The 21,976-nt window shown below is 38.6% G+C and carries 12 protein-coding genes; 8 read left to right on the top strand and 4 right to left on the bottom strand.

Annotated features, from left to right (window positions below):
* Positions 1-414: 414 nt before the first annotated feature.
* Positions 415-2,808 carry a DNA polymerase II gene (locus tag ABXG98_RS17165; protein WP_353539925.1) on the bottom strand — a complete coding sequence of 798 codons (2,394 nt, stop codon included), beginning with the start codon at positions 2,806-2,808 and terminating at the stop codon, positions 415-417.
* A gap of 100 nt (positions 2,809-2,908) precedes the next feature.
* Here ABXG98_RS17165 and dinG point away from each other — a divergent pair, with 100 nt between their 5' ends.
* A complete protein-coding gene (dinG, locus tag ABXG98_RS17160) occupies positions 2,909-5,053 on the top strand; it encodes an ATP-dependent DNA helicase DinG (RefSeq protein ID WP_353539924.1) in 2,145 nt (714 codons plus the stop codon).
* Between the two features lie 7 nt (positions 5,054-5,060).
* On the opposite strand, the gene ABXG98_RS17155 is transcribed toward dinG, so the two are convergent.
* A complete protein-coding gene (locus ABXG98_RS17155; protein ID WP_353539923.1) occupies positions 5,061-6,086 on the bottom strand; it encodes a LuxR C-terminal-related transcriptional regulator in 1,026 nt (341 codons plus the stop codon).
* A gap of 76 nt (positions 6,087-6,162) precedes the next feature.
* On the opposite strand from ABXG98_RS17155, the gene ABXG98_RS17150 reads away from it, so the two are divergent.
* From ABXG98_RS17150 to ABXG98_RS17140, 3 genes are all read left to right on the top strand, one after another.
* Positions 6,163-7,815: an FAD-binding dehydrogenase gene (locus ABXG98_RS17150; RefSeq protein WP_353539922.1), complete on the top strand. Its 1,653-nt coding sequence runs from the start codon at positions 6,163-6,165 to the stop codon at positions 7,813-7,815.
* A gap of 41 nt (positions 7,816-7,856) precedes the next feature.
* Positions 7,857-9,593 carry a thiamine pyrophosphate-binding protein gene (locus ABXG98_RS17145; RefSeq protein ID WP_353539921.1) on the top strand — a complete coding sequence of 579 codons (1,737 nt, stop codon included), beginning with the start codon at positions 7,857-7,859 and terminating at the stop codon, positions 9,591-9,593.
* 251 nt (positions 9,594-9,844) lie between these two features.
* On the top strand, positions 9,845-12,889 hold the full coding sequence (locus tag ABXG98_RS17140) for an EAL domain-containing protein (protein WP_353539920.1): 3,045 nt from the start codon (positions 9,845-9,847) through the stop codon (positions 12,887-12,889).
* A 62-nt stretch (positions 12,890-12,951) separates the two neighbouring features.
* Here ABXG98_RS17140 and pdsO read toward each other — a convergent pair whose 3' ends face one another.
* On the bottom strand, positions 12,952-13,764 hold the full coding sequence (gene pdsO, locus ABXG98_RS17135; protein WP_353539919.1) for a sortase-associated OmpA-like protein PdsO: 813 nt from the start codon (positions 13,762-13,764) through the stop codon (positions 12,952-12,954).
* 212 nt (positions 13,765-13,976) lie between these two features.
* Between pdsO and pdsR the strand changes: the two genes are divergently transcribed.
* From pdsR to ABXG98_RS17115, 4 genes are all read left to right on the top strand, one after another.
* The gene (gene pdsR, locus ABXG98_RS17130; RefSeq protein ID WP_353539918.1) at positions 13,977-14,693 is read left to right on the top strand and encodes a proteobacterial dedicated sortase system response regulator; all 717 of its coding nucleotides are present in this window, start codon (positions 13,977-13,979) and stop codon (positions 14,691-14,693) included.
* Positions 14,686-16,896 (top strand): proteobacterial dedicated sortase system histidine kinase, encoded by a 2,211-nt coding sequence (gene pdsS / locus ABXG98_RS17125; RefSeq protein WP_353539917.1) that lies wholly within the window; start codon positions 14,686-14,688, stop codon positions 16,894-16,896. The genes pdsR and pdsS overlap by 8 nt, the downstream gene beginning before the upstream one ends.
* A 41-nt stretch (positions 16,897-16,937) precedes the next feature.
* The gene (locus ABXG98_RS17120) at positions 16,938-18,581 is read left to right on the top strand and encodes a SulP family inorganic anion transporter (protein ID WP_353539985.1); all 1,644 of its coding nucleotides are present in this window, start codon (positions 16,938-16,940) and stop codon (positions 18,579-18,581) included.
* A 227-nt stretch (positions 18,582-18,808) separates the two neighbouring features.
* Complete coding sequence (locus tag ABXG98_RS17115; protein ID WP_353539916.1) at positions 18,809-19,003, top strand: hypothetical protein; 195 nt, start codon at positions 18,809-18,811, stop codon at positions 19,001-19,003.
* Positions 19,004-19,079: 76 nt separating this feature from the next.
* On the opposite strand, the gene ABXG98_RS17110 is transcribed toward ABXG98_RS17115, so the two are convergent.
* Positions 19,080-21,773 (bottom strand): EAL domain-containing protein, encoded by a 2,694-nt coding sequence (locus tag ABXG98_RS17110; RefSeq protein WP_353539915.1) that lies wholly within the window; start codon positions 21,771-21,773, stop codon positions 19,080-19,082.
* Positions 21,774-21,976: the final 203 nt, after the last annotated feature.

The raw sequence follows: 21,976 nt of genomic DNA, 5'->3' as shown, positions 1-21,976 counted from the left end.
TGTCAGAATAAATTCTAACCTACATTAGATTGAAGCCCTGTAGGGCGTAATTCATTGCGCCAGTGTCAGAATAAATTCTAACCTACATTAGATTGCAGCCCTGTAGGGCGTAATTCATTGCGCCAGTGTCAGAATAAATTCTAACCTACATTAGATTGCAGCCCTGTAGGGCGTAATTCATTGCGCCAATGTCAGAATAAATTCTAACCTACATTAGTTTGCAGCCCTGTAGGGCGTAATTCATTGCGCTAGTGTCAGAATAAATTTGCGATGTTATTTTTAAAGTTATCAGCCCCCCACATAAACTTAAAGCAATGAATCAAGCACCTCGTAACCTGTTAATACTAAAACGTATATTCGATGTATTTATTTGAAACTGTCACAAAAAAAGTTATCACATAAAAAATAAACCAATCAAAACAACCCTAATTGTTTGCCTGCAATAGATTCAAAATCCTTAGCAATAAAAGGTAAAATATCATTTGCTATTGGTTTTAGTTGTTTCTCAATGTAAAAATCATAATCTAGGGTGTGTTCGTTAAACGCTAATGGCTGTACTCCTTCAAGTGTCATAACGTATAAAATGGTTTTTCTATGTTGATATTCTGGCTTTTTACCTTTGTTTATAAGCTTATTGTTAGCAATTATTGCTGCTTTAATATGGGGCGGTGTATTTACGTAGTCTGTTAGTTTTCGTCTGATCTTTTTCTTATAGACTAACTTACTATCATGTAACCCTGCCCTTAATTCGTTGATAATACAATTAATATAATCTTCAATAGGTTGTTCACTGAAAATAAGTCGATATAGCTCTTGCTGAAAATTTTTACTTAACTCAGTCCAATCACTTCTAACAGTCTCTAACCCTTTAAACAATAACTTGCCATTTACAATGCCCGCATACCGTTTTTTTGTGCCAATATTTTTTTGTCCTTTAATCATTTCTTGGCCACGAATGGCTGGCATAAAAAACTTTGTAAAATGCGTTTCAAATTCAATCTCCAATTCACAAGATAAATGAAATTCATCGGCGATATAACGTTGCCATTTTTTATTGATAAAATCCTGTAGTTCTTTTCCTAAAGTCATACATTGAATAGCCGATTGCTCATTGCCTACATGCACAAAAATAGAATCAGTATCGCCATAAATGACTTGGTAACCTTTGGTTTCAATCCAAGCTGTAGTGGTTTTTAATATTTCATGGCTACGTTTAGTGATAGCGCCGGATAAGCGCGGATCGAAGAATCGACAACCGGTAGAGCCTAAAACGCCATAAAAACTGTTCATTATAATTTTTATCGCTTGCGACAAGGCTGCATTCTTCTGTAGCTTGGCTTTATCGCGCTCTAACCATAGCGAGGTGATAATATCAGGTAAAAAGTGTTTATCTCTTGAGAAATAAGCACCATCAAAACCTTTAATAGCGCTTTGCATTTCTGTATTGCTATCATCTGCAACTTGCTGCATTCCTTCAATTAATCCCATAGGATCAATTTTAAAAGTGCGAATGATACTGGGATATAGCGATTTAAAATCCAGCACTAAAACATTGTTATAAAGTCCGGGAACAGAGTCCATAACAAAGCCACCAGGAGAAACTAGCGTTGATTGACCATCGCCCATATTAGGTGCCACGTAACCATTGCGGTGTAATTTAGGTAAGTATAGATTGGTAAATGCGGCAACCGAGCCACCAATTCTATCAATAGCAAGGCCGGTTAACTGTGCTCTGAGCTGTGCAAATTCTAGTAATTGTGTTTTCTCAAATATTAACCATACCAATCGACAATCTTCTAAATTATAGGCGGCTAAGGCTGGTTTATTATGTAAAAAATTAGTCGTTATTTCTGCAACTCTATTATCAACATCAACCACTTTCTTGCTTAATCCTAATAGCGTTTTTGCAACATTATCGAGAGAAAAACTAGGAAAACTGTAGGTGGCTGTTTTCAATAAATCGATACCATCAAGTACAACCCGCCCGGCTATTTCAATAAATTGTTGTTCGCTGTTATTACTATTTGTCCGCCATCTTGGAGCACTAGCATCACGACCTACAGCAAACTTTACCTGATGAATGTCCATCCGTTTTTGTAATAAACGAAAGTCAAAATTAATGACATTCCAACCAATAAAAATGTCGGCATCTATGGTTGCAATTTGATTAATAAGCTCAATGAGTAGCTGTTTCTCATTATCTAGCCAAATAATATAAGGCTCTGCATCCGCTTGAGGCTCTCCTATCATCAATACGCGTTTAATTTCACATTCGTTGTTCGCATAAAGACCGATAGAATAAAGTTCGCCTGTCATTGAACATTCAATATCAAGCGATAACATACTCAATTGAATCGCTAATTCTTGAGAAGATTTCCTACATTTAACCTGTTGGTCTTCAACAAAATCAATGTCCGCAGTTATAAAACGCTCCATCAAATATCTATCGTCAGGACGAATATCATCTTCATAACATTTAATTTGTTTTGACTTAAGACAATCACGAGCGCGATAAAACTGCGCAAGCGTTGAAAAGTAAAAACCATGCACCGGCTTTTGACCAAACGTTTTTAGCGATAACGCTTGCTGCTTCACTAGAGTTATGCCTTGTTGCTGCAACAACTGTGTGGCTGCATTAACTTGAGTTTGTTCAACAAAAAACAACGCCAATTCATTATGAATAACCAGTTTTTTAGCCCCCTCACTTGTTTTTAACCACAGTGTTATCTGTAAGCGATTGCCATTATCTTGTACTTGGCGGCTTAACAAAAAACCACTTTTGATTGGTTGTAACAAGGTAGTTTGCATATTTGTAAAAATTTTACATAATTATAAGGAGAAAAACAGAGAACCTGTTATTATATACAGCAGTGTACTTTATTAAATCCCTTTTGGAAACTGCTGCCAGATGTTAACTGACAAGTTAAAACAAGTGATCCGTCAATCATATAAGGCTATTGGCGAAAACTTACCTAATTTCAATCCGCGCAAACAGCAAACGTTACTCATTGCCGAAATCGCAAAAACACTTGCAGGTGAGTACAGTAAAGACAGAAAAATAATCACCTTAGAAGCTGGAACGGGAACAGGAAAATCCCTTGCTTATAGTTTAGGCGCTATTCCGCTAGCTCTCGCTCAAGACAAAAAAGTATGTATTTCAACGGCTACCGTTGCACTGCAAGAGCAGTTAGTAGATAAAGACTTACCCTTTCTGAAAAAAAATGCGGGGCTAACGTTCGACTTTGCCTTAGTAAAAGGCAGGCAACGCTATGTTTGTAGACAAAAGTTAACTCAAGCAGTCGCTACTGATTCTCCTCAAGCGGGTTTTACCTTTGCAGAAAAACCTAAAGCCGATGATATTCGTACCTTAAATGCCATGCATAAAGCATTAACTGATGGCTCATGGCATGGTGACATAGATTCATGGAAAAGCCCTATTGCCCACCATATTTGGTCTCAAGTACAAAGTGACAAGCATAGTTGTTTAAAAACCTTGTCTGATCATCAGCATTGTCCCTTTCATAAAGCACGCGAAACTATGGAGCAAGCTCATGTGCTTGTGGTCAATCATAGTTTGCTATTAGCAGATCTTGAATTAGGGGGAGGTAGAATTTTATCAACGCCAGATGAAACCTTTTACGTGATTGATGAAGCACATCATTTACCCAAAGTGACGCGCGATCACTCAAGTGCAAGCATTACCTTACGTGGGGCTATCGACTGGCTAACCAAATTGAGAGAAACTGGCGACAAAATGGCAAAGCTAATCAAGTCACAACGCGCAATTTCTCCTGCGTTAAAGCTTAGTGATGACTCTCAAGATTTGCTAATAGAAATGCAGAAAGTACTGACTTTTGTTACTAACAATGCCAGTGTTTACTTTACGCCCAATCATCATGATAATAACCGAGCTAACCAAGCAAACTATCAAACTAACAAGCCAGACGAGCCCGTTTATCGTTTCGACAATGGCATTATCCCAAAATCGCTAAAAGATTGGGCAGAAGACTGTAATGAATTGAGTAAAAAATCGTTAAGCCATTTAAATAAACTCTACAGTGCATTAATTGAAGCTGTCAAAGATGGTGATACCCAAATGTATCTCGCTGAGCCAGTATTAGCTGAAGCCGGTTTTATGTTGCAGCGCTTAGAAAATCTGCAAGCACTGTGGCATATGTACGCAAAAACCGACAGCGACAAAGCAGCGCCTATGGCACGATGGTTACAACAACAAGCGCCAACTAAAGGCAGTGCCCGTCAAGATTATTTGCTATGCGCTTCACCGATTGAGGTGGGTTTTACCCTTGAAGATAAGCTCTGGAGTCAATGTGCTGGTGCTGTGTTATGCTCGGCCACCTTATTAGCATTAAACTCATTTGATCACTTTCGCTTTCAAGCGGGATTAAAAAACAATGATGGTAGCCAATACCAGCAAGTTTGCTCTCCCTTTGATTATCAAAATAATGCACAGTTAGTAGTCGCCAATATGACTCATGAGCCCAGCGCTGTACAGTTTACTGACGAACTCATCAGTAAACTGCCTCGTTACTTGGCCCAAGGCAGTGCTAGTTTAGTGTTGTTTTCTTCTTATTGGCAAATGCAGAAAGTCGCGCAAGCGCTCAGAGACCAACACCAACTTGAGATCGCAGTGCAAGGCGAACATTCACGCCAACACATTATAGAAACCCATAAAAAACATTGTGACGATAACAAGGAAAGTATTATTTTTGGTACACAAAGCTTTTCTGAAGGGCTTGATTTACCAGGTGACTACTTAAATAACTTAATCATTACTAAACTGCCTTTTTCAGTGCCAACCTCTCCTGTCGAGCAAGCTCAAGCTGAATATATTACTGCCAAAGGTGGTAATCCGTTTATGTCGTTGTCGGTGCCAGACACGTCTAAGAAGCTCGTACAAGCCTGTGGGCGATTGCTGCGTAATGAGCTAGACGAAGGTGTTATCACATTGCTAGATAAGCGCGTGGTAACCAAACGTTACGGCAAGCAACTACTTGATTCTTTGCCGCCATTTGAAAGAGTGTTTGAAAAATAATTTATTTTCACCCTAACAACTTAAACAACTCACCTTTACTACCAATATTTAGCTTTTGATATATGCGGTATAAATGGTTTGAAACTGTAGAAGGTGATAAAGCTAATTCGCGCGCGGCTTCTTTAAATGTTAAACCTTGTGCCAAGGTTTGCACTATCTGCCGCTCTCTGCAAGACAAACTATCAAGTGGCCCTTGTGGCCAAATTTCAACCAGTATTAAATCATTAAATGGCGTTAGCTCAACTTGTAACCCATCAACTTCATAAGCCTTGTGAGATATGTCTAGCGCAAAAGGTAACTTTAATAAACTATTTTTAACCTGTTTATCTTTCGCGTAGTTACGCGCGATTAAATCAATAAAGCTGCTTTGTACTTGATGAAAATACCCGTGTTTGTCACAAATCGCCTTATGACTATTTTTGGGCGTTTTCTTTGCACCTTGCTCGCTATGCTCAAGTTGTAGAAATAGCGCGTGATTAGCTGCGGTCAGTAAATGAAATAACACTTGTGTCTGTATTTGTTTGTCTTGGTCTGAAAAAGGCTGATCACGCTCAAAACGATACAAGGTTAGCACAGTAAACAAGCCTGTACGTTCATCAAGGTGTATAGAAGATAATATTCTTTCTATGCCGAAAGGTTGAAAACACTTCAGGTATATTTGTGAATGATAAAACTCATCATCACTCATTAAATCGCGCATATCAACTGGAGCACCTAAGTTGTCAAATAAGGTATCAACGATGGGATTAATTGATAAATGTTCTAACAAAGACTGAGTTAACGATTTAGGTACATTAACTAAGGTATGATTATGAAACTGTTCTGTTTGTTGGTGACCATTGCTCCAAATAGCCCCATCAAAAGCAATCAGGCTTTGCAATTGCGCTAATGCCCAATCACGGTATTCAGCTAATTCTATTTTACTGGTAGCAAGGTATAGCTTACTAATAAAATGATGTAAATTTTTAAGTGATAAAGCAGGTAAGTGCATTTCATTTAATTGTTCAACAGAATGTGTTTTTGTATAAGCCATTAGGTAATTTTTACTAGTGCGTTAAAAATATGACGAGCTATGATAATGCTATGAGAGCCTAATAGATGCAATGCTTATGTCTGATTATCAAAATCTAAATCATAGTAACAGTAATAGAGAAAAACAATATGATGTCATCATTATTGGTGCTGGTATTGCCGGTTTAACTGCCGCTTTAGAGTTAGCCAAGAAGGATAAACAAGTATTAGTACTCGATGCTCAAGATGAAACTAAGATCGGCGGTTTAGCCCGCAGCGCTTTTGGTGGCATGGCGCTTATTGGTACTCCTGAGCAAAAACGTAGTGGCATTACCGACAACGTAGAAATCGCACTAAAAGACTGGTATGGGTTTGCCAACTTTACCGATAGCGATATTCTGCCAAAACAATGGGCAGAGCTTTACGTTAAACAAAGCTATCAAGATATCTATTGTTATGTCAAAAAACTCGGCGTGAAATTTTTACCTGCTGTCAACTGGGTTGAACGTGGTTTGTATGCTGGAGGGAGCTCTAGTGGTAGCACAGGCGGTAACTCAGTGCCACGTTATCATGTTATGTGGGGAACCTCGCTTGAGCTTGTGAACAAAATGCTTGACGCCATCGCCCCCTTTAAAGATACAAACATTCATTTTAACTTTAACTGTAAAATTAGCCAGTTGCTCAAATCACAAGATAGCGTAATTGGTTGTCAAGATAGCAACCATACGCAATATTTCGCTAAAAATACCATTGTTGCCTCTGGCGGCTTTACTGGAAATTTAGCAAAAGTAAAAGAAAACTGGCCGAAACGCTTTGCCCCAGCTCCAGACAATATGCTTAATGGCACGCACCCAAGTTGTGATGGCGCTATGCACGATGAAGTTAGCAATATTGGCGGCAATATTACCCATTTAGATAAAATGTGGAATTATGCTGCCGGAATTCCGCACCCAACACCAACATTTAAGCAACAAGGATTAAGCTTGATCCCTTGTAAATCTGCACTTTGGTTAGACAGTAACGGTAAACGTATTGGCCCAGAGCCACTAGTAACAGGTTTTGACACCAATGACTTATGCCGACGTATGTGCGAGCAAACACAAGGCTATGCATGGCAAGTGCTAAATTGGAAGATAGCCAGTAAAGAATTTGCCGTATCAGGCGCTGAACATAATCCAATGATCCGCGACAAAAAATTCTTTACTATGCTAAAAGAAACATTGCTTGGTAATCACAGATTAGTTAAACAAATGCAGCAAGAAAGTGATCATTTTATCGTTGCTAATTCGGTCAGTGAGTTAACGACTAGCATGAACAAGTTAACAGCAACCACAGCCATTAAACTCAATGTTTTACAACAAACTTTAGATGATTACGATGCGATTTTAGCTAGACCTTCTTCGCAATGGAATGACGACCAAATAAGACGCATTGAACAAGCTAGAAAATGGCGGCCAGACAAGTTACGTACCTGTAAACCTCACCCTATTCAAGATAAAAAACACGGCCCACTTATCGCTATAAAAGTTGCCTTAATTAGCAGAAAAAGTTTAGGAGGTATTCAAACAAATATAAATGCGCAAGTTGTTGATGCAAACACAATGCCCATTCATGGGTTGTACGCAATAGGTGAAGCTTCTGGCTTTGGCGGCGGTGGTGCAAATGGTGAAAAATCACTTGAAGGCACGTTTCTCGCTGGCTGTCTACTGACTGCACAACAAGCAGCAAAAGCCATCACTACTAATAAATAGACATATAACATCAAAAAACTCAGACATAAGGACGCTAAAAAATGAAAAAAACTGCTGCATGGTTAACCCGATTCGCGTTAGAGCAAATTGGCGTAAAATTTACTTTTGGCATTCCCGGTGTCCATAACACAGAGCTTTACGATGAGTTAAATAACTCAGAGCAGATATCGCCGAGTTTAGTGATGCATGAAGGTCATGGCGCTTTTATGGCAGATGCTATTAGCCGAGTAACTGACTCTATTGGCACCCTAGTGATTGTACCCGCCGCCGGTGTTACCCACGCAGCAAGCGGAGTTGCAGAAGCTTACCTTGATGGTATTCCTATGTTGGTTATTACTGGCGGTATCCGTAATGATTCAAAATTTGATTATCAACTCCATGAAATGGATCAGCTTAAATTAGTGGCCGGTTTTACCAAAGCCGCCTTTAAAATTAATCGCCATGAAGAGGTCATTGAGACAATTTATCAAGCGTACAATATCGCTACCTCTGGTGAGCCGGGGCCTGTATTTATTGAATTACCCGTTAACTTACAACTTGATAAAGCCCCAATTGAGCACTTGCCAAAGTATCAAACGCCCGTACTGCCCCCTTTAGCAAGCAAAACGCTCGAGCAAATACAAAGCGCAGCACAAATGTTAATGCAAGCACAGAACCCAGTAATGTTTGTTGGTTGGGGCGCCGTTCATGCAAGTACTGAGTTAATAGCCATTAGCGAACAAATTGGTGGCGCAGTTGCAACCACGATGCAAGGGATTAGTGCCTTTGCTGCAAACCACCCTTTGCATACAGGTTTTTGCTTTGGGCCAGCCGCGGTGCCCGCAGCGCAAAATGCTTTTAACAAAGCAGATTGTGTGTTGGCGATAGGCACACGTTTTGGTGAAATTGCTACCGGTAGCTTTGGTGGGCAATTACCTGAGAAGTTAATTCATATCGATATCAACCCAAAAGTATTTGATGCAAATTTTAAAACTGCTATTGCAATTGAAGGTGACTCAGCACTCATTTGCCAGCAATTATTAAGTGCCCTTAAATCAATAGGGCCAGCTAAAGATTCAAGCTCGCTCGCAAACCAAATTGCCGCTGATAAACAAGCCTACCGCAATACTTGGTATCAGCATGACTCAAAAAACAAAGTGAACCCTGCCCTGTATTTTGATGAACTCAGAGCACAGCTCAATGACGATGCTCACCTCATCGTAGATGATGGCAATCACACCTTTTTAGCCGCAGAGCTCATGCCTATTCACAGTGCTTACGGTTTTATTTCACCTACCGATTTTAATTGCATGGGATACGCCACACCCGCAGCTATTGCAGTAAAAATGGCAAAACCAAACAACGAGGTGCACGCCATTGTTGGCGATGGCGCTTTTATGATGACAGCCATGGAGCTAGCGACAGCAGTTGCTCAAAACCTAGGCTTAGTGATCGGCGTTTTTAATGATGGTGAGCTGTCGCAAATTGCCCAAGCACAACAAATACCTTATAACCGTAAAACCTGTACCGTTCTGCCTCAAACTAAGTTGAAAGGTTTAGCCATGGCGACAGGCGCGGAGTATGTTCGTATAGAAAACAATCAAGATATCAAAACAGGTTTAAGCCAGGCAAGAGCATTAGCTTCAAATAACAAAACGGTGATTTTAGATATCAACATAGACTATTCAAAGGCAACTGCTTTTACCGAAGGTGCGGTTAAAACTAATTTAAATCGTATGCCACTACCCACGAAAGTACGCATGGTAGGTAGAGCATTAGTGAGAAAAATGACAGGGTAGTATTACACTGCTTTTTGATCTAAATCACAACTTTGTCCATATTTCAAACAGCCATGGTAAAAAAAATAACGTATCATGGCTTAGTTAACGAAGGATTGACCACAACTTAACGGAATGAGTAATCACTCTCCCAAAGCAAAATAATAATAATTTTCTTCAATACCCCCCCCAAACCAGTGGTTTAGTTAAGAGTCATAGCAACAAGTCACTGGCTACGCGTAGCGTTTTATTCAACTTGTGAAGGTTAAGCTGTGTTTGATTTTAGTTATAAAAGTAATATTAGTGCAAAGCTCAATGCTTTTTTAGTTTTACCTATTATCACCTTGCTGTTTTTCGCAAGTATCACAATTTATGATAGATATCAAAAACTAGAACAAACAGAACATGCATTACAATTTTCTCAGGTTATTAAGAACATTGTGGTGGTCGTTTATAACCTGCAAAAAGAAAGAGGCCTTAGCGCAGGTGCTATGTCTATTAACGATCTAAGCTTTAAACTGCAACTTGCCCAGCAACGCAAAATCACTTTAGCCGCCTATTCAAAGGTTTCAGCAACTTTTTTGTTACCGCCGCATTATTTATCAAAAAAAACAACGAGAAGCTTTGAGAAAATTGTCAGTAAGTTTGAAAAGCTTAGTGCTATTCATGTCAGTGTTGATAACCAAGTAGACAATAATTATTTTGAATTTTACAGCGATTTAATTTCTCAATTGCTACAGCAAATCAATGTGCTCCACGCTATGGTGACTAAACAACAAACAAACGATAACGTTTCATCGCTAATTTATGCTTTAGGGGTTGAAGAATATGCGGCAATAGAGCGTGGTTTAATTTATGGTGTGCTCAACAATAGCACGCACAGTATAGAACTTATAGATAACCATATGTTAATCAATATTGTTAATCATATCGCTAGGCAACAGGCTGAATTGACACGGTTCTATAATGTAGCCTCTGAAAAACATTCTACTTTAATGTTAGCAGCCAATAACGAAACAAATAGCGCCACATTTCAACAATATCAAAAATCAACGCTAAAAATGCTTGATAAACATCATAGAAAAATGACTGCTGCTGTTGCTCCAATATCACAAAGTCGACAGAGTGCCTACTATCAAGAGGTATTACTATCATCAGATTTATGGTGGCAATTAGCTACTCATCGCCTTAAGCGCTTACATCAAGTCAGCTCAACCATTATAGCCGATATCATTACTTTAGAGATGGCAGAAAACCAAAAATTTAAAACACCGCTAGTCTTCTATACGCTCTGTATCTTGGCAGTTTTAGCTATTGTCTATTCCTTAACCCAAGTGCTTAAAGGTCGATTGGTTGATAAAATTATATACATTGCTGACTTTATGAGAACAGCTCGCACTCGAGAAAATGATAATAAGCGCCTTAATATCTCTGGGCAGGATGAGATTGCTGTCATGGCGAAAGAGTTTGACCTACTGATGAGCGAACGCAAAAAAAATGAAGAGCAATTAAAATTAGCTGCACAAGTGTTTATTGAAGCCCACGATGGAATTTTTATTACACAAACTGACGGCACTATTATTGATGTAAATCCCGCTTTTTGTAAAATCACCGGCTATAAACGTGCTGAAATATTAGGTAAAAATCCCAATATATTGAACTCGAAAAAGCAGAATAAAAAATTCTACCGTGATATGTGGGAATGCCTGCTGACCCACGGTTATTGGAAGGGTGAACTATGGAACCTTAAAAAAAATGGTGAGCTCTATGCCGAACTACTCACCATTTCGTCACTCAAAGATAATAACGGAAAAACGCTGCATTATATGGGGTTGTTTTCTGATATCACTCAAATTAAAAATCAAAATCATACGCTTGAACAAATGGCGCACTATGATGCATTAACATTATTACCCAATAGAACCTTATTTATCGACCGCTTCAATCAAGCGATTATGCATGCAAATCGCAGTAAAAACTCATTAGCCGTTTGTTTTATCGACCTAGATAAGTTCAAACCAATTAATGATAATTATGGTCATGAAGTTGGTGATACCCTATTAGTGGAAGTTGCAGAGCGGATCAAGTCTAACTTAAGAAACGGCGATACGGTATCAAGACAAGGAGGCGATGAATTCACCTTATTATTAAATGATGTAGGTACTTTTTCTGACTGTGAAGATATTCTCAGCAGAATTCACTACTCACTCGCCCAACCTTTTGTCCACCAGGGTGTTTGTCATACAATAACCGCATCAACTGGAGTGACCTTGTATCCGCATGATCAGGGTGATCTAGACACTTTAATTCGCCATGCTGATCACGCAATGTATCAAGTAAAACTATCTGGTGGTAATGGCTACCGTTTGTTTAATAAAGAGCAAGACCAGAAAATAATAAGAAAGCAACATAAACTAAACAAAATTATTACGGCATTAGAACAAGGGGAGTTTACGCTTTACTTCCAACCTAAAGTTAATATGAGAACTGGTGAGGTATACGGTGCTGAAGCATTGATACGTTGGTTCTCTCCCGAAAATGGTTTGATTTCACCTGGAAGTTTTTTATCTACGGTAGAAGGTACAAATGTCGAAATACAATTGGGCCTTTGGGTCATTGAAACCGCGATAAAACAACTCGCTCATTGGCACCAGCAAGGTTTACTCATTGAAGTAAGTATTAATATTTCCTCTTTTCACCTTCAATCAGCTACTTTTATTGAGGACCTAAAAAACATACTCGCTAAGTATAAGCAATTAGATACCCGTTACATTCAACTTGAGATATTAGAAAGTAGTGTCTTAGGTGATTTAAACGCAATTAATAAGACATTAAACATGTGCCGTGAATTGTTTGAACTTCAAATAGCACTCGATGATTTTGGCACTGGTTACTCATCACTAACACATATTAAATCACTCCCGGCTAATACCATAAAAATCGATCAGTCTTTTGTCATTGATATGCTGGACGATGCTAACAACTACAGTATTATTAATGGGGTACTGAGTTTAGCAAAATCTTTTTCAAGAGATGTTATTGCTGAGGGTGTTGAGTCAACCAAACACGGCTTAATGCTATTAATGATGGGCTGTGACAAAGCGCAAGGTTATGGCATCGCACGTCCCATGCCAGCCAACGAATTTGATAACTGGCTGAAGTCATACCAAGCCAACAAAGTTTGGCTAGCTTGGGCCAATGAAAACCTTAACCAAAATGACAGTGAGGTCAAGGTTTTTGATGTCGCATTGCAACACGAGTTTTCAGCATTATCAAATGATATTGATACGCCCGTTCTCACTTGTGAAGATGAATAAGCTTGATTATTTGTATTGCACGATTAACAAGCTCCTACTGATTTAATTGGTGAGATATTTAATTAGTGATTATTCACCATTTGGTTACTGCTTAGCTGTTCTTCTTGATGTAACTTTACTACGACACGGCGATCGTAAAAGCTCACTTCACGTTCGTTATTTGCAACCACAGGCGCAACTTCACCAAAAGCATAGGTCGCTATTTGTTCTGGCTTTACGCCTTGTGCTAACAGCAATTTTTTGACTGACTCTACCCTAGCTTGAGATAATGTTTGGTTCAATGAGGCGGCTCCGGTTAAATCGGTATAACCGGATAAATCAACTTTCATCGTCGGTGAGTTAATTAAAATATTCGCCAGTGCCACCACTTGCTCTTGATAATGATGTGCGATGTCACTAGAGCCCGTAGAAAACTGTAAACTCATCAACAGTTGTTCGACTGGTTTTATGCTAGCGTTTTTATACTGATTTTCTAACTTCATAAGCTGGCGTTGATATGTGTTTTCTAACTGCTCTACCCTAGCTTGATATTGATTTTGTAGTTGTGTATTAATACGCTGATTAGATTGTGTTTTTTCGGTTAACACCAAAGTTAACGCGTCATTTTCATCATTAACATTTATATATTTAGCAAGAAAAACACCGCCCATGCCAGCGACAAAAGCGCCAATTGGCCCTGCAACAATGCCGCCAATCAATGCGCCGGTGCCAAAACCAATATTTTCATTTTTGGTTGCAACGTTTTGTTGATTTTCTAATGTTAACGGCTGTTCATTGCCGTGTTCATAAGCAGATACCGATGTACTTGCAATTGTGGTTATTACTAGCGTAGCAATTATCATTTTCTTGGTATTAATGTGTTTAATGGTTTTCATCATATTTCCTTTACTATTATTTATATGGGTTAATAAGCGATTGACAGCCGTTATTAAACCGCAGTAAAACGACACTAAAATGCAGTGAACATGGCAAACTGATGAACAATTGTGGCAACAATATGACAATTTGAGAAATAAGGCGCGTTCAGGTAAAAATTTCGATATAGTCAACCGACACACAAAGCCACCAGAAGAAAAGTACCAATAAAATGTCAAAACGTATTGCTATTGTTGAAGATGAAGCCGCTATCCGTGAAAACTATGCTGATGTTTTGCGAAGCCAAGGTTATCAAGTACAAACGTATGCTGATAAAGAAAGCGCAACTCAAGCGTTTAAATTACGTTTACCTCATTTAGTAATTTTAGATATTGGTTTAAATGAGGACTATGATGGTGGCTTCGTTCTGTGTCAGCAACTGCGAGCAAAGTCAGCAAGTTTACCTATTATTTTTTTAACGGCACGCGATAATGATTTTGATACCGTTTCAGGGTTACGTATTGGTGCTGATGATTATCTTACTAAAGATATTAGCCTGCCACATTTGACCGCTCGAATTTCAGCATTATTTCGCCGTCAAGAAGCCTTTAAACTTCCTGTTAGCGAGGAACATATTACCCAAACAGGTAGATTAACTTTAGATAGTCAACGCATGACCATAAGCTGGAAAAGTCAGCCAATTGATTTAACCATTACTGAGTTTTGGCTCGTGCATGCATTAGCAAAGCACCCAGGTCATGTCAAAAATCGTAATCAATTAATGACGGACTCAAAAATTTATGTTGATGACAGTACGATTACCTCGCACATTAAACGCATTCGTAAAAAATTCATTAAAACCGATGCCAATTTTGGCTGTATCGAAACAGTTTATGGTATGGGCTATCGTTGGTTGAACCCAACTGACACTATGAGTAGTCATGTCTAGTAACGTTAGAACTAAAGCCTTTCATATACGTTTTGGTTTAAGGGCTAAACTATTATTGCTATCAAGTTTCTTATTTGTAATACCTTGGTTTGGTTATCAATATGTTTGGGAAATGGAGAAGTATTTACGTTTTGGCCAAGAGCAAACATTAGTGGGTACCGCTAGGGCACTAGCTACCGCATTACATGAACGTAAAAACTTATTTAATAATCAAGCCAGCTTCTTACCCAACGTAGAACAGGGCAAAGATTTATATGGCTACCAATTAACTGAAGCAATCCAGCTTGATGGTTTACACCAAGACTGGCCAAATTTCTCCCAGAGAGCGCACTTTTATGATCGCCACCAGCAACTATTTAGCGACAAAGTACCCAGTTTAAATTTTAAAGCAAGTGTGGGTAAATACGACAAATACTTGTACTTGTTTTTTCAAGTCGTTGATAACAAACTTGTCTTTCGTGGAAAAAATAGTCGAAGCATCACTCAAAACGATCATTTAGCCTTATCGTTTACCGATCAAAACAATCAGTTAAATCGCTTTATTATTAGTAATAAGCAAAGCGGTTGGATTTCAGCTTTTACAGTAATCGACTCAACAGAAACCATGCCCATACCTGCGCCACATATACAAGGCCATTGGCGGGTAACACCGCAAGGATACAATATTGAACTACGTGTGCCCCTTGAAGCTTTAGGCGAAAAAATCGCCTTTGCTTTTTATGATGTTGACGTTAGTGGTGACAACCCTAACTCAGCAATTGGCTCGGCAGATCCCAGCCAACAGGAAAGCTTAGGCACTATTGTCGTACCGTCACCTGAAATCGAGCGTATTGTTAACGGTATGCGTTATACAAATTCGAGTATATGGGTGGTAGATCAGCACCACAGAGTACTAGCAAGCGCTGGCTCGCTAAAACAAGCCGGCGGTGTATGGCAAAGTAAAAACGAGCTGAAAAGTTCAAATGCAAGTAATAACTTATGGTATCAATTTAAACAGCAAGTATTGTTGCCTTTGTATTACCAAGTATTAACCAAACCACCCACAGATTTTATTGACAAAATTTACGATGCTAGGCATTTGAATGGAGCACATATCGTTAGCGCTTTATCGGGTAACGCTAAGTCTCAGTGGCGCTTAACAACTGACAAACAAGCTTTAGTATTATCAGCCGCCTACCCTATTTATATTGATAATAATGTACAAGGAGCGGTGATTGTTGAAGAAACGACTAACGGCATTCGCACCTTACGAAATCGCGCCCTAGAAAAATTGTTTTCGGTGATTTTGGCTATTATGATACTCGGTGCATTCACTTTTATTATTTTTGCCACACGAATATCTGCACGCATTCGTGACTTATCAAACCAAGCAGAACATGCTATCGATAAACAAGGGCGCATTATTGGCAAAATGGTTGCTTCAACCAGTAATGATGAAATTGGTGATTTGTCTCGCAGCTTTACCACCGCAGTTAACCGGTTAAGTGAGTACAACCATTACTTAGAAAATATGTCTTCGCGTTTATCTCACGAATTACGAACACCAATTGCCGTAGTAAAAACGTCTTTAGAGAATCTTGCTTTGCTTGAAAAACAGCGAATAACATCAAACAAAGATTGCCAAGAATCCCCTTATATTGAACGCGCTCAAACAGGTATTAACACGTTAAATTTAATCTTAACTAACATGAGTGAAGCTACCCGCCTTGAGCAAATGTTAGCAAGCACAGAAAAAATAGAGTTTGATCTAAAAACCGTAGTAAGTGGCTGTATTGCTGGGTATCAGCAAGTTTTCAGTGAGATGACTTTTATCTTAAAAACTGAACTCAATGCACTGCCTTTTTATGGCTCGCCCGAACATATTGTTCAACTGTTAGATAAAGTGATAAACAATGCAGTTGAGTTTAGCCAAGACAAAATAATAACCCTAGCATTAAACCAACACAATCAAGAGGTTGAGTTGCTAGTAAGCAATAATGGCCGCTTATTGCCTGAGCAATTAAATGAAAGCCTATTTGATTCAATGGTTTCACTGCGAGCCCCACAAGCATCACTCAATAAACAACAAACACAGCCCCATTTGGGCTTAGGTTTATATATTGCTCGTTTGATTTGTCATTTCCATCACGGAACTATTAGTGCCACCAATCATTATTCACCTGATGGTGTCACTTTAAGGATTGGGCTGCCCACCAAAGTCTAATATCCCCTATAGCTTTTGATGATTATATTGACTAAAGATTAATCACCACAAAATCACAAGGCCCGTTTATTAATTTAATCAATCCCCTACTTAGCAAAAATATTTATGGTGATATCTCAGGCGGTTTAACCGCGGCCGTTATTGCATTGCCACTGGCACTAGCGTTTGGCGTGTCATCTGGCGCGGGCGCAATTGCCGGTGTGTATGGCGCTATCTTAGTTGGTTTTTTTGCCGCACTTTTTGGTGGAACTGCAACACAAATATCTGGCCCTACGGGACCAATGAGTGTTGTTATGGCATTAGTGCTAACCCAAATGATTGCCCATAATCCTGAGCATGGTTTGTCACTAGCATTTAGCTGCGTAATTTTAGCCGGGCTATTTCAAATAGCGTTTGGTTTATTAAAACTCGGTAAATATTTTGTTATGGTGCCATATCCGGTTATTTCTGGGTTTATGAGTGGCATTGGCATTATCATCATTGTATTACAAGTCTCTCCATTGCTTGGGCTTAGTGCTGATAGCAATCCAGTATCAGCACTAACCAATATACCAGACAACCTCAGTTACCTTAATATTACCGCCGCTATTCTTGGGGGTGCTTCCTTGATTATCATGACGTATTGGCCGAAAAATCTTGCTAGGTTTATGCCAGCACCTTTGTTTGCACTGGTGTTTTTAACCTTGATTAGTGCCTTATTGTTACCTGATAAAAATATTCCTACTATTGGCGAAATCCCAACAGGACTTCCTGAGCTTATTATTCCGTCATTTTCAATTGACGCGCTCTATGATATTACCTACTTTGCCTTTTTGTTAGCTGTATTAGGCGCTATTGATTCGCTGCTAACATCTATGGTGGCAGACTCAATGACACAAACACATCATTTGAGTGATAAAGAATTAATCGGCCAAGGCATAGGAAATAGTATTGCTGGACTTTTTGGCGCTCTACCCGGAGCAGGTGCAACCATGCGCACTGCCATTAATATAGGTGCTGGTGGAAACTCTGCGCTTTCAGGTATAACCCACGCAATCGCTCTGTTATTTATTACGCTATGGGCCGCAGACTACGCTCAATATGTACCTCATTCGGTACTAGCCGGCATGTTGCTTAAAGTAGGCTTGGATATTATTGATTGGCGTTTTTTAAAAAAAATAAACAAAGTCGGGCTGTTTTCAGCCTGTTTAATGTTGCTAGTGTTGTTATTAACCGTATTTGTTGATTTAATCACTGCGGTAGTAGTCGGGATGTTTATCGCTAATTTAGTCACTATAGACCGTTTAACAAGTACGCAGCTAGATTGCATCAGTTTTACTAAAGGCACGGCAATAAAGTGTGCAAACAACCTAGTTGTGCCAGCCGATAAGCTAGCACATACCTTACTACTTAGCATAAATGGGCCAATAAGTTTCGCTGTATCTAGAGAGTTGTCGCGACGGTTTACTGAAAATATGGACTTTAGCGTGCTCATTATCGATCTTTGCCAAGCTAAACTCATCGGCACCACAACTTCAGTATTGATCATAGACTTGGTCACGAGAACCCAAAACAATGGTAAACGGGTGTTGGTTATCACCGGTGAACATGGTTTGAACCAGTCGTTAGACAAACTTGAGCTCAATAGCTTATTAGGGCCGCAACAGCTATTCAGCAGCAAAGAACAAGCGTTATTGAGTATATAAGCCCTGCTTTATTCAGTATTTAATGAGAAAGCTTCCCAGATAAATTTTTTTAGTTGATGACAATATCAACAAGTTGCTTATTTTAGCTACCATCTTTTACCAAAATAACTATTGATATAAAACAATAGTTTATATTATTCATAAATATTTCTAGACATAAGCACGATTTTAATTACAATCACCGCCTTATCATTCTGATAAATATTAAATTGTCCTGGAGAAGTAAAATGAATGTTGATCAACATATTAAAGTAGCACAATGGCACTTAGAGCAAGCTCGTTTACATAACATTAGTGATCATACTTGTGGTTGTCCTGCAAATAAACACGACCAACGCGCAATTGATGCCGTTGAAGCCGGTTTAATCGTAGAAGAAAAAGCCTGTACTTTAGAAGCAAAAGAAGCACGTTCAGAAGCCTAGCTTGTAAAAACGTCATAGGCCACGCATATAAGCGCAAATTAATGGGCAATACAGACTATTGCTCATTCGTCCCTCATTAAGTATTTTCTGCCATATACTCAATAAGTTGTTTACTGGCAATGGGTTTACTAAATAAAAACCCTTGCACATATTGACAATTATGATTAGCTAGCACTTGATACTGCGCCTTACTTTCCACGCCTTCAGCAACAACTTCCAGCCCTAAACTTTCTGCAATTAACAATATAGCAAAAACTAATGCTGCATCTTCACTATTGCTATCAATGCCTTTGATAAAAGAGCGATCTATTTTTAGTATATTGACAGGAAAACGTTTCAAATAACTTAATGATGAATAACCCGTACCAAAATCATCAATAGACAAACTAATGCCTAATTCCCTAATACTTTGTAATTTTGTTAAGGTTTGCTCGCCTTTTTCAATTAGGTAACTTTCGGTTATTTCCAAGGTTAATAATTGTGGAGATAGCTGGGTTTGCTCTAACACCTGTTGTAATTTATCAATAAAATCAGGACAGTGAAGTTGAATACTTGATACGTTTATAGATATTTTGGGCGAACAGGTAAATTGTGTTTGCCATAGTTTTGCTTGTTTACAAGCTTCCAATAGCACCCAATCACCAATATTGACAATGAAACCAATATCTTCAGCCAAAGGAATAAACTCAATCGGCGGGATTAACCCCTTGGTTGGGTGTTGCCATCTTACCAGTGCTTCAGCAGCAACCACTTTCTGAGTTTTGAGATCATGTATTGGTTGATAGTGCACAACCAGTTCATTATTAATAATTGCTGTGCGCAATTCAACTTCTAGGCTTCTTCTTAGCTGTGCTTTAGTATCCATTTCTTTGGTAAAAAACTGTACGTTGTTTTTACCTTTCTCTTTTGCCATATACATAGCACTATCAGCTTTGGCTAGCAATTCATCGGTAGATTGACCATCATCAGGAAAAATAGCAATACCAATACTAGCTGAAACATAAGCATCTTTTTCTGATAGCTGAAAAGGCATAGCCAGCGTTTTTAGCACTTTGGCTGCTACTTTTTCATTACTATATACGTCATTGTCGTTACAAAGCATAATGGCAAATTCATCACCACTTAACCGAGCAACCGTATCAGTGGTTCTGACTGAATGTTGAAGACGTTCAGCTGTACTTTTTAATAATACATCGCCATTAGCATGACCAAAAGTATCATTGATATTCTTAAAACCATCCAAATCAATAAACAATACCGCAAGCATTGTTTTATCACGTTTTGCTAGTGCTAAGCTTTGCTCAAACCGATCAATAAAGAGATCTCTATTTGCTAACCCTGTTAATGAATCATAGTTCGCTTGATGGTATATCTTATCTTCAGCTTTCTTCCGTTTGGTAATATCACTAAATATTGAAACATAAGACTCTAATTGGCCTAGCCTATCTCTAATCACAGTAATAGAGAGCCACTCATAATACACTTCGCCATTTTTGCGCCGATTACAGATTTCGCCTTGCCATTTACCATTAATGTTTAACGCCTCAGTCATTTTGTCATAAAAATCATCCGAATGATGACCAGAGCTTAACAGCGTTGGCGCTCTTCCGATAACTTCATCTTCTTCATACCCGGTAATTAAGGTGAAAGCCCGATTAACTGCAACAATATTTCTGTCTGCATCTGTCACCATCACAGCCTCGGCTGCAGCTTGAAACACAGTTGACGCTAACCGTAGCTGTTTTTCATCTTCTTTAAGTTGAGTTATATCTTCTTTCATTGCAACATAACTATTAATGGTATTTGTACTATTTTTTAGCGGGTAAATATTGGCTCGTTCCCAAAAAACCTCTTCATTTTTTCCTTTATTGCATAACTCCCCTACCCAAGGCTTACCGGCACTAATGGTTGCCCATAAATCGCGGTATAAATCATCATTATGAATGCCTGATTTTAATACACTGGCTTTTTTACCAACCACGTCTGAAGCCTTAAAACCGGTGCGCTCAAGTAAACGCTGATTAACGTAGGTAATCACTCCGTCAGTATCAGTAGTTTCAATAGAAACAGGGCTTTGTTCGACTATTTGAGATAGAACAATACCTTGTTCTTCAACCATTTTTTTACGTTTTAATAAAATAATCAGCACTACAACTAATGCCGATAAAAAGAGAATACCAAACAGTAAAATTTGTATACGTTCTTTCTTACTTTCATCTAACGCAAAGACTTGTTCATCCACTAAGGCTTCAAGATTACTTTGATAGTGCCATAATGATTCTTGAAATTCCCTTTCAGCAGAAATGTCCTGAATAACTGAAAACAATACATCACTGCCTTGAAAAACAATGGGAATAGAATAAACGGCAACCGTTTTAACCACATTGTTTGCCGCCTTATGTCTAAATACAAAATGATTTCTATTTTCCGCCTTGGCTTGTGCTCTTTCTAGGGCAACTTGCTCTGCACTCAACATGTTAATATCTTGAATAAAAACCGGCGATAATTTGTTTTTATCAAAACCATAAAATCGTTGTGCTGCTATGTTACTATCGATTATTTGACCCGTTCTTGGTTCAATAATTAACATAATGGCACTGTGTTTAGAAAAAATTTGCTCAAAATTGCTATTAGCTGCATTAGCAAAAGCACTAGAGCTGATTAAAAACAACGCTAGACTTATCAAGCAATGTCTAATGGCACGCGGGGTAAAGGCTAACGACCTATACTTGTCTTGTTTGGTTGTAGTTAATGGATTAATGATGATCATCGAAACCTATCAATTTCATTCGCTAGTTTGAAATAACACAATAGAGTATTACACCAAAGCAACGATTGTATAACCTTCCTAAGTCACTGCTGTTTAAGTAATATCTGTATTTATAATCTTTGTTTATATAATGCGCTAAACATTTAATAAGCGCTATTTAATCATAGCATTATTAATCAACAATAGTGATAAAGTACAAAATT

The sequence above is a fragment of the Colwellia sp. KU-HH00111 genome (assembly GCF_040362745.1).
In the GTDB taxonomy this organism is placed as follows: domain Bacteria; phylum Pseudomonadota; class Gammaproteobacteria; order Enterobacterales; family Alteromonadaceae; genus Colwellia.
This window is presented reverse-complemented; position numbering and strand designations above follow the sequence as displayed.